Origin of the sequence: Bradyrhizobium sp., from assembly GCF_036009065.1 — a bacterium.
Taxonomy (GTDB): Bacteria; Pseudomonadota; Alphaproteobacteria; order Rhizobiales; family Xanthobacteraceae; genus Bradyrhizobium.
Window position 1 is genome coordinate 15,200 of the sequence record NZ_DASYMN010000454.1, and the last position, 14,361, is coordinate 29,560.

12 protein-coding genes are annotated in these 14,361 nt (G+C 62.7%); 8 read left to right on the top strand and 4 right to left on the bottom strand.

Going from position 1 to position 14,361, the window contains the following annotated elements; translation table 11 throughout:
- The first annotated feature begins 173 nt into the window (after nucleotides 1-173).
- From lptF to VGP39_RS27265, 8 genes are all read left to right on the top strand, one after another.
- Nucleotides 174-1,343: an LPS export ABC transporter permease LptF gene (gene lptF, locus VGP39_RS27230; RefSeq protein ID WP_327571194.1), complete on the top strand. Its 1,170-nt coding sequence runs from the start codon at nucleotides 174-176 to the stop codon at nucleotides 1,341-1,343.
- Nucleotides 1,340-2,437, top strand: a complete 1,098-nt coding sequence (gene lptG, locus VGP39_RS27235) for an LPS export ABC transporter permease LptG (protein ID WP_327571195.1) — start codon at nucleotides 1,340-1,342, stop codon at nucleotides 2,435-2,437. Before lptF ends, lptG begins: the two co-directional genes overlap by 4 nt.
- Nucleotides 2,383-4,923 (top strand): LPS-assembly protein LptD, encoded by a 2,541-nt coding sequence (locus tag VGP39_RS27240; protein ID WP_327571196.1) that lies wholly within the window; start codon nucleotides 2,383-2,385, stop codon nucleotides 4,921-4,923. The genes lptG and VGP39_RS27240 overlap by 55 nt, the downstream gene beginning before the upstream one ends.
- Before the next feature lie 38 nt (nucleotides 4,924-4,961).
- Nucleotides 4,962-5,897, top strand: coding sequence for a SurA N-terminal domain-containing protein (locus tag VGP39_RS27245; RefSeq protein WP_327571197.1), 936 nt, complete (start codon nucleotides 4,962-4,964; stop codon nucleotides 5,895-5,897).
- Nucleotides 5,898-5,902: 5 nt separating this feature from the next.
- Nucleotides 5,903-6,910: a 4-hydroxythreonine-4-phosphate dehydrogenase PdxA gene (gene pdxA / locus VGP39_RS27250; protein ID WP_327571198.1), complete on the top strand. Its 1,008-nt coding sequence runs from the start codon at nucleotides 5,903-5,905 to the stop codon at nucleotides 6,908-6,910.
- Entirely contained in the window at nucleotides 6,907-7,764 is an 858-nt protein-coding gene (gene rsmA / locus VGP39_RS27255) for a 16S rRNA (adenine(1518)-N(6)/adenine(1519)-N(6))-dimethyltransferase RsmA (protein WP_327571199.1), read from the top strand. Before pdxA ends, rsmA begins: the two co-directional genes overlap by 4 nt.
- A gap of 15 nt (nucleotides 7,765-7,779) precedes the next feature.
- Entirely contained in the window at nucleotides 7,780-8,838 is a 1,059-nt protein-coding gene (locus VGP39_RS27260; RefSeq protein ID WP_327571200.1) for an alcohol dehydrogenase, read from the top strand.
- 134 nt (nucleotides 8,839-8,972) lie between these two features.
- Complete coding sequence (locus tag VGP39_RS27265; protein WP_327571201.1) at nucleotides 8,973-9,818, top strand: hypothetical protein; 846 nt, start codon at nucleotides 8,973-8,975, stop codon at nucleotides 9,816-9,818.
- Nucleotides 9,819-9,826: 8 nt separating this feature from the next.
- Here VGP39_RS27265 and gmk read toward each other — a convergent pair whose 3' ends face one another.
- The 4 genes from gmk to fabF form a co-directional block, all read right to left on the bottom strand.
- Nucleotides 9,827-10,489 (bottom strand): guanylate kinase, encoded by a 663-nt coding sequence (gene gmk / locus VGP39_RS27270; RefSeq protein ID WP_327571202.1) that lies wholly within the window; start codon nucleotides 10,487-10,489, stop codon nucleotides 9,827-9,829.
- Nucleotides 10,490-10,492: 3 nt separating this feature from the next.
- Nucleotides 10,493-11,380, bottom strand: a complete 888-nt coding sequence (locus VGP39_RS27275) for a YicC/YloC family endoribonuclease (RefSeq protein ID WP_327571203.1) — start codon at nucleotides 11,378-11,380, stop codon at nucleotides 10,493-10,495.
- Nucleotides 11,381-11,494: 114 nt separating this feature from the next.
- On the bottom strand, nucleotides 11,495-12,760 hold the full coding sequence (mltG, locus tag VGP39_RS27280; protein ID WP_327571204.1) for an endolytic transglycosylase MltG: 1,266 nt from the start codon (nucleotides 12,758-12,760) through the stop codon (nucleotides 11,495-11,497).
- Between the two features lie 217 nt (nucleotides 12,761-12,977).
- Entirely contained in the window at nucleotides 12,978-14,243 is a 1,266-nt protein-coding gene (fabF, locus tag VGP39_RS27285; RefSeq protein ID WP_327571205.1) for a beta-ketoacyl-ACP synthase II, read from the bottom strand.
- Nucleotides 14,244-14,361: the final 118 nt, after the last annotated feature.

The window sequence follows — 14,361 nt, forward strand, 5'->3', positions numbered from 1 at the left end:
TTATTAACCATATCCCAAGGGTGCCATGGCGCAGCCATTTTGTTGACCGATCAAAGGGATGGTAGTGTGCGAGTGTGCCGAACGGAGGCGGCGGCGCGTCCTTGGGGGATTCCTGCGCGGGATCGGGACGCGGCGGCTGGTCCAGTTCGGACGATGGGGATCGTACGGGTACGATGGGCTCAATCGACAAGTATATTTTCCGCACGACGCTGGCGTCGTTTGCGCTTGTCCTGGTGAGCCTGACAGGGGTGATCTGGATTACGCAGGCGTTGCGCGGCATCGACCTGATGACCAGTCAGGGCCAGACCATCCGGACCTTTCTCGGCATCACCAGCCTGGTCATCCCCGCATTGGTGCTGATCATCGCACCAATCGCGCTGATGATCGCGATCTCCCACACCCTCAACAAGCTGGCGACCGACTCGGAGATCATCGTGATGAACGCCGCGGGCCTGTCGCCGTTTCGGCTGTTTCGTCCGTTCCTTTATGCCACGGTCGTGGTGGCGATCATGGTCGCCTTTATCGCCACCTATCTTGCGCCTGATGGCATGCGCCGAATCAAGCAGTGGGACGCCGAGATCACCGCCGACGTGCTCACCAACATCCTGCAGCCCGGCCGCTTTGCGCAACTCGACCAGAATCTCACCATCCGTATTCGCGAACGGCAGCCCGGCGGCGTGCTGGTCGGCATTTTCGTAGACGACCGCCGCAATCCCGAGGAGCGCATCAGCATCATCGCCGACCATGGCACGGTGCTGAAAAGCGGCACCGGCTCGTTCCTGGTGCTTGAGGACGGCAACCTCGAGCGCTTCGAGACCGGCAAGCGCGACCCGGCGCTGGTTGCCTTCGGCCGCTATGCGTTCGACATGTCGAAATTCTCCAACATTGGCCGCGACGTGGCGCTCGGCATCCGCGAGCGTTATCTCTGGGAACTGGTTTCGCCGTCGCCCGGCGATCCCATCTACCAGCAAATACCGGGACAATTTCGCGCGGAGATGCATGACCGCTTCATGGCGCCGATCTATCCCTTCGCGTTCGCAGCCCTGACCTTTGCGTTTCTCGGCGCGCCGCGCACTACCCGTCAGAGCCGCAACTTCTCGATTGGAGGTTCCATCCTTGCGGTGTTCGGATTGCGAATCGCCGGATTCGCCTGTTCGGTAATGGCCGTGAAGTCGCCGTTCGCTCCGGTCGCCCAGTATCTGATGTTGGCGACGGCCATTTGCGGCAGCCTGTGGGTCATTGTCGGTGGCGTCGTCATCGAGCCGCCGGCAGCGCTGACGGAAGCTATCGGCAAATCGAATGCGCGTCTTCTGCGCCTGCTAAGACGGCCGGCAACAGCATGAGCATGTTGAACAACACGCTTGGGCGATATTTTGCGGGACGCTTCGTGGTGTCCGCGGTCGGCGTATTCGCCAGCATCTTTATTCTTCTTGTTCTGGTCGACTACATCGAGATGGTCAGGCGAACCTCAGGGCTGGCGTCGGCCTCCGCGATCACCGTTGCTCAAACCTCGCTGTATCGCGTGCCGCAACTGCTCGAAAAGATGATGCCGTTCTGTATCCTGATCGGCGCGATGACCTGCTATCTGGCGCTGTCGCGGCGTCTGGAACTGGTGGTGGCGCGGGCGGCCGGCGTTTCGGCCTGGCAGTTCATCGCACCCGCGCTGGCCAGCGCGCTTGCTCTCGGCGCGGTTGCGACCATCGCCTACAATCCAATGTCCGCCCATTTGCGTGAACTCTCCAAACGGATGGAGGCGGAGCTGTTCGGCTCCGCTCCCGGCGGCGGGCTGCAGGATGCCTCGGGCTTCTGGATCAACCAGGTGACGAGCGAGGGGCAAGCCATCATCAATGCCGCGCGCAGCGAGCAGCAGGGCGTCCGGCTGACCGGCTTGACCGTGTTCCGGTTCGATCCCGATTTTACGTTCAAGGAGCGAATCGAGGCGCGCGAGGCGACGCTCGAAGAGGGCCACTGGCAGTTCAAGTCCGCGCGCCGATTCTCGCTCGACGCACCGCCGGTCGACCAGGAGAGTTTCAGGCTCAAGACCAGCCTGACTGCGGCCCAGGTCCGCAACAGCTTCTCGACGCCCGAAACTGTGGCTTTTTGGCAACTACCGGGGTATATCCAGTCATCGGAGAGTTCCGGATTCGCGACAGCCGGCTATCGGCTGCAGTACCACAAGCTCATTGCACAGCCGTTTTTGCTGGCTGCGATGGTGATGTTGGCGGCCTCGGTAAGCCTGCGGTTCTTCCGGTTCGGCGGCGTGCAAAAGATGGTTTTGAGTGGCGTGGGTTCAGGCTTTCTGCTCTACGTTTTGTCGAAGGTAACCGAGGATTTGAGCAAGGCCGAGTTGATGAGTCCCATCGTCGCGGCGTGGTTGCCCGTATGCGTGGGCGGCCTCACCGGCTTTTTGGCCTTGCTGTACCAGGAGGACGGGTAGTGGCCATTGTCGCCGCCCTCCAACGACGATCGCCCGCGTTCGGGCGGCGCACACCGGTGCGCCGCCGTCGTAGTTGCTTGTCTACCGTTCCGGCGCTGCTTGCGGGGCTGGTTCTTGCCGCCGTGCTGAATGGTGCGGCGAGCGCGCCGGCCGCGGCCCAAGGCTTCACCTTCAACCCGATCCACACCAGGCCAAAGCCGCCGCCGCCCGTTAACAACGGGCAGATGTTGGTTCAGGCCGTCGAGGTGGACTACGACTACAACAATCAGCGGGTGTCGGCCGTCGGCAACGTGCAGATGCACTTTAACGGGACCTCCATCGAGGCCGACAAGGTCATCTACGATCAGAAGAGCAAGCGTCTTCACGCCGAAGGCAACGTCCGCCTGACCGATGCGGACGGCAAGATCACCTACGCCAATATCATGGATCTGAGCGACGATTACCGCGATGGCTTCGTCGACTCGCTGCACGTCGATACCCCGGAACAGACCCGGATGGCCGCGACCCGCGCCGACCGCAGCAGCGGCAACTACACCGTTTTCGAAAACGGCGTCTACACCGCCTGCGCGCCCTGCAAGGACGATCCGAAAAAGCCGCCGCTGTGGCAGGTCAAGGGCGCCCGCATCATTCACGACCAGACCGACAAGATGATGTACTTCGAGAACGCGCAGCTGGAGTTCTTCGGCGTTCCAATGGCGTATCTGCCGTATTTCTCGACGCCCGATCCGACCGTGAAGCGCAAGACCGGCTTCCTGATGCCTTACATCACGTCGACCACGACATTCGGATATGGCGTCGAAACGCCATTCTACTGGGCCATCGCTCCGGACTACGATGCCACCATCAATCCGCGAATCACGACCCGGCAGGGGGTGCTGTTTCAGGGGGAATTCCGGCAACGCCTGATCAACGGTTCCTATCAGATCCGCGCCTATGGAATCGATCAGCTCGATCGCACCGCCTTCACCGGACAACCGGGTGACCGCCAGTTCCGTGGCGGCATCGATACCAAGGGTCAGTTCGCGCTGAACGACAAATGGGTCTGGGGCTGGGACGGCGTCCTGCTCACAGACTATTACTTCTTCTCGGACTACCGGCTGGCCCAGTACAAGGACACGCTGGGTTCGTTTCTCAGCCTGCCGACGGAAGCGATTTCTCAGCTTTATCTGACCGGCGTCGGCAACCGCAGCTACTTCGACGCCCGCACGATCTATTATCTGAGCTATTCGGGCAACCAGGCCCAGGTGCCGATCGTGCATCCGGTGATCGACTATTCGAATGTCCTCAACAGGAACCTGCTCGGCGGCGAGTTCAGCTACAAGACCAATTTCACCAGCCTCACGCGCGAGACCGCGGTCTTCGATCCGATCACGACTTTCGCCACCAACAATAGCTGGTGCCTGCCGACCTCCGCGGATCCAACGGTAAAGACGCCGGCGAATTGCCTGCTGCGCGGCATGCCCGGGACCTACACCCGGGCGTCGGCCGAAGGGCAATGGCGCCGCTCGTTTACCGACGACTGGGGCCAGATCTGGACGCCGTTCGCGAAACTCCGCGTCGACGCCGTCGATGCCTCGATTTCGAACCAGCCAGGCGTTTCGAATTTCCTGCCGGTCGGCGACATGCAAGCGGTTCGCGTAATGCCGACCGTGGGCCTCGAATATCGCTATCCCTTCATCAATGTCCAGCCGTGGGGCACCACGACCATCGAACCGATCGCGCAGATCATCGTTCGTCCCAACGAGCCCTATGCCGGCAAGCTGCCCAACGAGGACGCGCAAAGCCTGGTGTTCGACGCCAGCAACCTGTTCAGTGTCGACAAGTTCTCCGGCTACGACCGCGTCGAAGGCGGCGGCCGCGCCAATGTCGGGGTCCAGGCCACGACGCAGTTCGACCGCGGCGGTTCGGTCAATGTGCTGTTCGGACAATCCTACCAGCTGTTCGGTCTGAATTCGTTCGCGGTCGCCAACCTCACCAGTACCGGACTCGATTCCGGGCTCGACAAGCCGCGGTCCGACTACGTCGCCCGCGTCAATTATTCGCCGAACCGGACCTACACGTTCAGCACACGCGCGCGGTTCGATGAATCGACCATGGACGTGCAACGATTCGAGGCGGAAGGTCGGGCCACCTTCGATCGCTGGTCTCTCAGCCTGATGTATGGCAACTACGGGCCGCAGCCCGAGCTCGGATACCTGACCCGCCGCGAGGGCCTGCTCGGCACCGCTTCCGTCAAGGTTGCGGCGAATTGGGTGGTATCGGGCACCGCGCGCTGGGACCTCGCGACCAATCAGATCAACTCATACATGATCGGCGCGGGATATGTCGACGATTGCTTCGTGCTCGCGGCCAACTACGTCACCGGCTATACCTACGCTGCGGGTTCGACACCGCCGGTATTGAGCCATTCGATCATGCTGCAGATCAGCTTGCGCACGCTAGGCAGCACGGCCGCGGCCGGCAGCGGGGGCGGCGTTCAATATTGACGCCGCTCCAATCCAGCTCGACTGACACGGATTGACTTATGACGACCTCGTTCCTCCTCCGCCTTTCGCGTTTGATCATCAGCGCTGCCACAGCCCTCGTTCTGACGGGCGGCGCGCAGTTGCATGCGCAGACCGTCGCCGTGATGGTCAATGGCGAACCCATCACCAACTACGATATCGAGCAGCGCAGCAAGCTCAACGCCCTTTCGCACAAGACCTCCACCCGGCAGCAGGTGATCGACGAGCTGATCGACGAGAAGGTTAAGATCAAGGAAGCCAAGAAATACGGCGTCGATCCCAGCGCATCCGATATCGATGGGTCATTTGCACAGATGAGTCAGCGCATGCGCACCACGCCTGAGGGGCTGACGAAGATACTCGAAGTCCAAGGCATCCGCCCGGAAACGTTCAAGGCTCGCATCAAGGCCGATATGGTGTGGACCAGTCTGGTGCGCGGCCGGTTCAAGGAGAGCTTGCAGGTCGGCGAAAAGGACGTCGCCGCCGCGGTCCAGGTCAATGCCGACGACAAGGACAAGTCGCAGACCGAAAGCTTCGAATACCAGATGCAGCCGATCGTGCTGATCGTCCCGCGCGGCGCCCCGCCGACGGCCACGGAAGCCCGCCGCAAGGAGGCCGAAGCCCTGCGTACGCGGGTGACGACCTGCGAGGAGGCGAATTCGCTGTTCAAATCCATGCAGAATGCCGCGATCCGCCCATCGGTCAGCAAGACCTCCGCCGACATTCCGGCCGTTCTTCGCGACGTGCTCGACAAGACGCCGATCGGCCGCCTCACCGCTCCGGAAGTGACCAAACAGGGCGTCGAAATGGTCGCGCTTTGTGGACGCAAGCCGACCACGGTCGATACGCCGAAGAAGCGCGAGGTGCGCGACAAGATGTATGTCGAAAAATACGAAAAGAAGCAGAAAGCCTATCTCGAGGAAGTGCGCAAAGCCGCGATGATCGAATATCGCTGACGCGGATGGCAAGGCCTCTCGCGCTGACATTGGGCGAACCGGCCGGGATCGGGCCGGATATCGCGCTCGCTGCGTGGCTGCGGCGGAGCGAGTTAAAACTCCCCGCATTCTATCTGGCCGGTGACCGCGATTTTCTTGAGCGACGCGCCGCGCTTCTCGGTTTCGACGTCAAACTGAAAGACGTCCGTGCCGAAGATGCGGTCGCCACATTCCCCGACGCCTTGCCGGTGGTGGCGACGGGCCATGCCGCGATGGCACAGCCGGGGCAACCGGACAGCAGCAGCGCCGATGCGGCGATCGGCTCGATCCGCCATGCCGTCTGTGACGTGATCGCCGGACGGGCGGCCGCTGTTGTCACCAATCCGATCGCAAAGAGCGTGTTGTACGGTGCCGGGTTCCGGCACCCCGGCCACACCGAATTTCTCGCCGAGCTTGCGGCGCGCGACGGCAAAACACCGCAGCCGGTGATGCTGCTGTGGTCGCCTGCGCTTGCCGCGGTGCCGGTGACGATCCATCTGTCGCTGCGGGACGCCATTGCGCAGCTGTCCGGCCAGTTGATCGTCAGCACCGCCCGCATCGTGGTCGCCGATTTGCAGCGCCGCTTCGGCATTGCGCGCCCGCGCCTTGCGATATCCGGCCTCAATCCCCATGCCGGCGAATATGGTTCGCTCGGCATCGAGGAGCAGACCATCATCGCACCCGCGCTGGAGACGCTGCGGGGCGACGGCTTCGATGTGCGGGGCCCGCTGTCGGCGGACACCATGTTCCACGAAGCTGCGCGCAGAACCTACGATTGCGCGATCTGCATGGTTCACGACCAGGCCCTGATACCGGTCAAGACGCTGGCATTCGACGATGCGGTCAACGTCACGCTGGGCTTGACGTTCATCCGCACCTCGCCGGACCACGGCACCGCCTTCGACATCGCCGGCACCGGGCGGGCCAATCCGTCGAGCCTGATCGCGGCATTGCGCCTGGCTGCGCGGATGGCGGCCACGGCGCAGATGGCATGAGCGCGATCGACGACCTTCCGCCGCTGCGCGACGTTATCAAGCAGCACGCGCTATCGGCGCGCAAATCGCTCGGACAGAATTTTCTGCTCGACCTCAATCTCACCGCGCGCATCGCCCGCGCCGCGGGCCCGCTTGAAGACGCCACCATCATCGAGGTCGGCCCGGGTCCCGGCGGACTGACGCGTGCCTTGCTTGCGCTGGGCGCCAAGCGCGTCATCGCGGTCGAACGGGATCCGCGCGCGATCGATGCGCTCGACCAAATTTCCAGGCGATACCCCGGACGCCTCGAGATCGTATCCGGCGATGCAACGACGTTCGATCCGCGTCCGCTACTCGGAGGCGCGCGGGCGAAGATCGTCGCCAACCTGCCCTACAACATCGCCACCCCCCTGCTGATCGACTGGCTCTCCATCGAGCCGTGGCCGCCGTGGTACGACATGATGGTGCTGATGTTTCAGCGCGAGGTGGCAGAGCGTATCGTGGCGCGCGAGGACGACGAAGCTTATGGGCGGCTCGCGGTGCTGGCGAACTGGCGCGCGACAACAAAAATCCTGTTCGACATTTCGCCCGCTGCGTTCGTGCCGCAGCCCAAGGTCATATCGTCGGTGGTGCGGCTGGTGCCGCGCGCCGCGCCGGAGCCGTGCGACCGCAGGGCGCTGGAGCAGGTCGCGGCGGCCGCCTTCGGCCAGCGCCGCAAAATGCTGCGGCAAAGCCTGAAATCGCTTGGCGCCGATCCAGCGCGTCTGGCGGCGGCGGCGCATGTCGATCCGACGCGGCGCGCGGAAACCGTTCCGGTCAGCGGCTTTGTTGCCATGGCCCGCGAATTGACCGATATACGCAGCACAAAATGCTAAAAGGAGCAAACACGCATGGCGCGCATGGTTCGCCAGTCACTGGTCAAATTCGATGCGCCGTTGTGCGAAACCATCGTCGAGACGCCGAAGCCGCAGGGCAAAGAAGTTCTGGTCCGCATCGAGCGTTGCGGATTGTGCCATTCCGACCTGCATATCCAGGATGGCTACGCCGATCTCGGCGGCGGCAAGAAGCTCGACACCACCCGCGGCATGACGCTGCCGTTCACGCTCGGGCATGAGATCGCCGGCGTCGTCGAGGAGGTCGGTCCGGATGTCTCAAAAGACCTGATCGGCAGGAAGAAGGCGGTATTTCCGTGGATCGGCTGCGGGCAATGCCGCGATTGTCTGGCCGGCGATGAAAACCTCTGCGCCAGACAGCGTTTTCTCGGCGTCGCGATCGACGGCGGTTTTGCAACTCACGTGCTGGTGCCGGATGCAAAATACCTGCTGGATTACGATCCCCTGCCGGTCAATCAGGCCGCAACCTTGATGTGCTCCGGCGTCACCGCCTACGGCGCGTTAAAACGCCTGGTCGACCGGCCGCGCCAGCGCAATCTGCTGCTGATCGGGCTCGGCGGCGTCGGCATGATGGGGTTGGCGTTCGCGCAGGCCATGTTCAAGCAGAAAGTGTCGGTGGCCGATCTCAGCCCATCGGCGCGCGAGAGCGCGCTGAACAACGGCGCGGCGCTGGCCTACGATCCGTCCGAACTGGATGTCGTCAAGCGCATCCTGAAAGAAACCGAGGGCGGTTTCGACGAGATCGTCGACTTCGCCGGCAACGAAAAATCCATCGGGTTTGCGGTCGCGGTGCTGGCGCGCGGCGGCAAGATCGTGGTCTCCGGCCTGATGGGCGGCAATTTCAGCCTGCCGATGGTGCAATGGATCTACAAGCGCATGACCATCGAGGGTTTTATGACCGGCACATTGAGCGAGGCGCACGAACTGATGGCGCTGGCGCGTTCCGGCAAGATCAGGCCGACCCCGATGAAGGAAGAGCCGATGGGCGAGGTCCAGAAGTGGATCGACGAGCTGCGCGCCGGCAAGGTGGTCGGGCGGATCGTGCTGAAGAACTGAGTTTTGGTAGCCCGGCCGCAATTAAGCCCTATCCCGTTCGAAGTTACGGCTCATTGCGAACCAGATTTTCCCCCTACAATTTGACGTGGACGTATCTCATCTCGTCATCTGTGGGGATGCACATGACAAATCGAATGGGGAATACCGCGACGGCAATTCTGGTCGGCGCTCTCGCAAACCTTGCGCTTCTGGTTGCGACGAACGGCATGGCGTACGCCGATAATTGCCTGGCCGGTCCGAAGGGCGCAGCGCCCAAGGGCAGCCATTGGTACTATCGCGTCGATCACGCGACCAAACGCAGTTGCTGGTACGTCCGCGCCGCAGGCGAGAAGCCGGGCGCCGCCCAGAATTCGCCCATTGCCCAGGCCTCACCGCCAGTGGAAACTCCGCTTCAGCCATCGGTCGCGAATGCGCGCGCGGAAGCCAATCCAGTGGATATCTGGCAATCGAACGCCGGTGCCGCGGAGCGCGTGCCACCCGCCGCCGCGAACAACCATCAGGTTTCAGATGCGCCAGCGGCGGATAGCGGGCAATCCGCGGTGGTGTCCCGCTGGCTCGATCGAGCAGACGCGGAACCGATCACAGGCTCGACGCTCAAACCGGACGATTCCGGCGCAAGTGTGAATCCGCCGGCGCCGTCCGCCGCTGTGGCACCGCTTGCCTCGGCAGATGCCCGGTCTGCATCGCCTTCCAGTTCCGTTTCAACCCTGTTGCTTGTGATTGTCGGCGCCCTCGCGCTTGCGACCCTTTTGGCGGGCGTCATCTTCAGGTTTGGCAATGCAAGGCGAAACGACCGGCAAGATTTCAGCCGCGGCCAGCGTGCGCCTTGGGATTCAATCGATGTCGGCGCAACAATTCGGTCGCGGCCATTGGCAACCCCCACCCCGCAGACCGGTCCCGCGCGCGAAAGACACGAGGCAGTCATTCCGCACGAGATCGTGCAGTTGCTTTCAAGACTCTCGAAAGAAGCGACTGCCTGACGGGTTCGCTATTGCCCGAGTTGCCGCTGCAATTCGCGCACGAACGTGGTCAGCCCTGTACGGCGCTCACGCTTCAGCCGTTCGGCCTCGAGGATCGACCGCACCTCGGCGAAGGCGTCATCGATGTCGCGATTGATGACGATGTAGTCGTATTCGGCCCAGTGGCTCAATTCGTGGGTGGCGCGGCTCATCCGTCCCCGGATCACCGCATCCGAATCCTGCGCGCGGGTGTGAAGCCGCTTCTGCAAATCGGCCGCCGACGGCGGCAGAATGAACACGCTGACGACATCGGCGCGCGCCTTCTCGCGAAGCTGCTGGGTACCCTGCCAGTCGATATCGAACAGGACATCCCTGCCCGACGACAGCGCATCCTCCACCGGCGCGCGCGGCGTTCCGTAGGAATGATCGAACACGGTTGCCGATTCGAGGAGTTCGCCCTTCTTCGACATCGCCTCAAACCTTGTTTTGTCGATAAAGTAATAGTCCCGGCCTTCGACCTCGCCCGGCCGCATCGGGCGCGTCGTCACCGAGACCGAAAGGCTCAATTCCGGCATTCGGTCCATCAACAACCGCGATAACGTGGTCTTGCCGGCGCCCGAAGGCGACGACAGCACGAACATCAGGCCGCGCCGCTCGACGCCGTCAAAACCGCGACCGCCTGCCCCCGTCATCAATCACTCCAGATTCTGCACCTGTTCGCGGAATTGCTCGACCACGTTTTTCATCGCAAGGCCGGTGTTGGTCAATTCGAGATCGTTGGATTTGGAACAGCAGGTGTTGACCTCGCGGTTGAATTCCTGCGCCAGAAAATCCAGCCGCCGTCCGATCGCGCCGCCCTTGCCGATCATCTCGCGGGCCTGTGAGATATGCGAAGCGATGCGGTCGAGCTCCTCGCGGATGTCGGCCTTCGCCGCCATCAGCAGCGCTTCCTGGTTGAGACGGTCGGGGTCGAAACGGTCGGAAGATTCAAGCAATGTCGCAATCTGTTCGGCGAGCCGGGCCTTGATGGCCTCGGGCTTGCGCCCCGGCGCGGCCTCGGCCTTCCCGGCAAGATCTTCAATTTCATCCATCCGCTGCGACAGGATCTGGCCGAGCGTCACGCCCTCGCGCTTGCGCATCTCGATCAGCGCGGTCAGTGCCTCGTCGAATGCCATCGCAACCGCCAATTTTGCCGCTTTGTCCTCTTCCTCGTCGCTCTCGGGTTCGACGACCTCGATCACGCCCTTGATCGCCAGCAATCCATCGATGCTGGGCGCCACCGCGTCGATCCTGCCCGCCAGCTCGCTGGCGATCTTCACGATCGACGCCAACACGTCTTCGTTGACGCGCACCGTCGAGAGCGCGCCGGCGCGTTTCACATTGAGATTGGCGTACACAGTGCCGCGCGACAGCACTTCGGCGGCCCGCTTGCGCGCCGGCGCTTCGATTTCGTCCCATCCGGGCGGCAACCGCATGCGCAGGTCAAAACCCTTGGCGTTGACCGATTTCAATTCCCATTCGAACGCATATGGTCCGCTGGTGCCGTGGCTTCGCGCAAAGCCGGTCATGCTCGACAGCGCCATCGCGTGATTGTCTCCGGAAATTACAGGGAGATTCGCTTTTAAGATCGCGGCGACCTTAGAGCGTTTTCGCCTGGAGTGGAATTCGGTTCGCGCGCGGAAATTCGGAGGCCGCCGCTATCTCTGGACCACCGGAGGCGTTGTCGCCGATTGCGCGGCGCCCTGCCCGCCGGGTGTCGTGGTACTGCGAGTGCGTTTTGCTGGCGCCGCCGGCTTGGTGGCCGAGGCCGAAGGGTTGCTATCAGACGGCGCAGCCGCGGCGGCCGGCGCCGGATCGTCGGGCGGTTCGACCGTGTCGTTCTGGATCGCCTTTTCCTGGGTCCGCAGTTTGGCGACGTTCTTCTGGTGCTGGTCGTAGGTTTCGGTGAAGCTATGTCCGCCGGTGCCGTCGGCGACGAAGAACAGGTCGCGCGTGCGCGCCGGATTGGCGGTGGCCTCGAGCGAAGCGCGGCCGGGATTGGCGATCGGCCCGGGCGGCAAGCCGTCAACCACGTAGGTGTTGTAAGGCGACGGCTGCATGATCTCGCTACGCTTGATCGGCCGTCCCAACGTTCCCTTGCCGCCGACCAGCCCGTAAATAATCGTCGGATCGGACTGCAGCTTCATTTTCTGCCGCAGGCGGTTGACGAACACCGCGGCGACGCGGCTGCGCTCGTCGGCTTTGCCGGTTTCCTTTTCGACAATCGAGGCCAGCGCGACCAACTGCTCCGGCGTCTTGACCGGAATGTCCGTGTTGCGCCGCTCCCAGATTTCCGCAAGCACTCGCTTCTGCGATTGCTGCATGCGCTGGATCACCTGCTCGCGGGTGGTGCCACGCGGGAATTTGTAGGTTTCCGGCAGCAGCGTGCCTTCGCGCGGCATCTCGCGGACAGCGCCTGTAAAGATTTCATTCTCCGAAAGCCGCGCCACGATCTGTTCGGAGGTCAACCCTTCCGGAATAGTGACGGCGTGCTGCACAACCTTGCCCTCGACGATGGTGCCGATCACGTCGCGCAGGCTGGCGTTCTTCCGAAATTCATACTCGCCGGGTTTCAACTCGGTACTTGCCTTCAGGGCGAACACGCCGCCGATGAAGAGCCAGCGATTGACATCGATGACGCCCTCGCGCTGCAGGGTCTCTGCGATGTCGCCTTTTCCCGCGCGCGCCGGAATGTTGACGATCTTGTCTTCTTTCAACGGCCCGGAGGCCTCAAGCATCTGCTTGCCGTAAACGTAGGCGGCGCCGACGCCGATCATCGAGATCAGTACGAGGGTAATAACGGCGTTGCCGACAATGACGAACGGGTTGCGGGCGCGCTCGGAACGCTTCGGCGGCGGCGGAACCTGCTCGGGCTCCAGCGCAGCGCGCGGGCTCCTTGGCGAAATGGGCGGCCTCTCACTCATCGATGCAACCTGAAGTCCTGACGGCTCAATCGTGGGCAGGCGGTTTCACACCCATCATTAGCACACGGATCGGTGTCCCGAATCCGAAGTTCGTGTCGCCTTGCGGTCGCCATCTTGGCGAGCGCAGCGCAAGCTAAAGAGAACTTCCGATCCACCATACTAGCGTAGAAATTGTCGCCGAATACGGCGAAAAGGTGGAGTCGTTCCGACGGACTCGTCAATTTGCCACACGCTGGATGATCAGGGACGCATTGGTGCCTCCGAAACCAAACGAATTCGACAGGGCTACCTTGATTTCGCGCCGGCGCGGCTTTTGAGGAACGAGGTCGATCGCCGTTTCCACCGACGGATGGTCGAGATTGATGGTGGGCGGCGCAATGTTGTCGCGAATGGCGAGGATGCAGAAGATCGCTTCCACGGCGCCGGCGGCACCGAGCAGATGCCCGGTCGATGACTTGGTGGACGACATCGACACCGTCGAAGCGGCATTGCCGAGCAGGCGCTGGGCGGCCCCCAACTCGATTTCATCGCCTATCGGCGTCGAGGTCCCATGCGCATTGATATAATCGAGATCGGACGCCGCGATTCCGGCCCGCTTCATCGCCATGGCCATGCAGCGCAACGCGCCGTCGCCGTCCGGCGTCGGCGCGGTGATATGATAGGCGTCACCCGACATGCCGTAGCCAATGATCTCGGCGTAAATTTTGGCGCCGCGCTTTTTCGCGTGCTCGTATTCCTCGAGCACGACGACGCCGGCGCCCTCGCCCATCACGAACCCGTCGCGATCCTTGTCGTATGGCCGCGAGGCTTTCTGCGGGGTGTCGTTGAAACCGGTCGAGAGCGCGCGCATCGCGCAGAAGCCCGCCATCGCCAGGCGGTTGATCGGAGATTCGGTGCCGCCGGCGACCATCACATCGGCATCGCCGAGCCCGATCAGCCGGCTGGCATCGCCGATGGCATGCGCGCCGGTCGAGCAGGCGGTCACCACCGCATGATTCGGGCCCTTGAGGCCGTGCTCGATCGATACATAGCCCGAGGCGAGATTGATCAGGCGGCCCGGAATGAAGAACGGCGACAATTTTCGCGGGCCGCGCTCTTTCAACAGCACCGCGCCATCGGCGATCCCGGAGAGGCCACCGATCCCCGAACCGATCATCACGCCGGAAGCGCAACGGTCTTCTTCGGTGGCCGGATGCCAGCCGGCGTCGTCGAGCGCCTGCTTCGCCGCGCACATGGCGAAGATGATGAAATCGTCGACCTTGCGCTGGTCCTTATGCTCCATCCACTGGTCGGGATTGAAGGAGCCATCGCTGCCGTCGCCGCGCGGAACCACGCAGGCGATCCGGCTGGTCAGATCGGACACATCGAACGTATCGATCTTTTTGGCGCCGCTTTCGCTGTTGAGGATGCGCTTCCAGGTCTGCTCGACGCCACAGCCGAGTGGCGACACCATGCCGAGGCCCGTGACGACAACCCGCCTCATACCCAAGACTCCGGCCCTATCAATTCGCGGTCCACAACAAGAAGCCGGTGGACCGCGATCACGGCCCGTCCGGCTTCATCGGCACCGCGCGGGGTTGTCAGCTTTTCGCGTTCTTTTC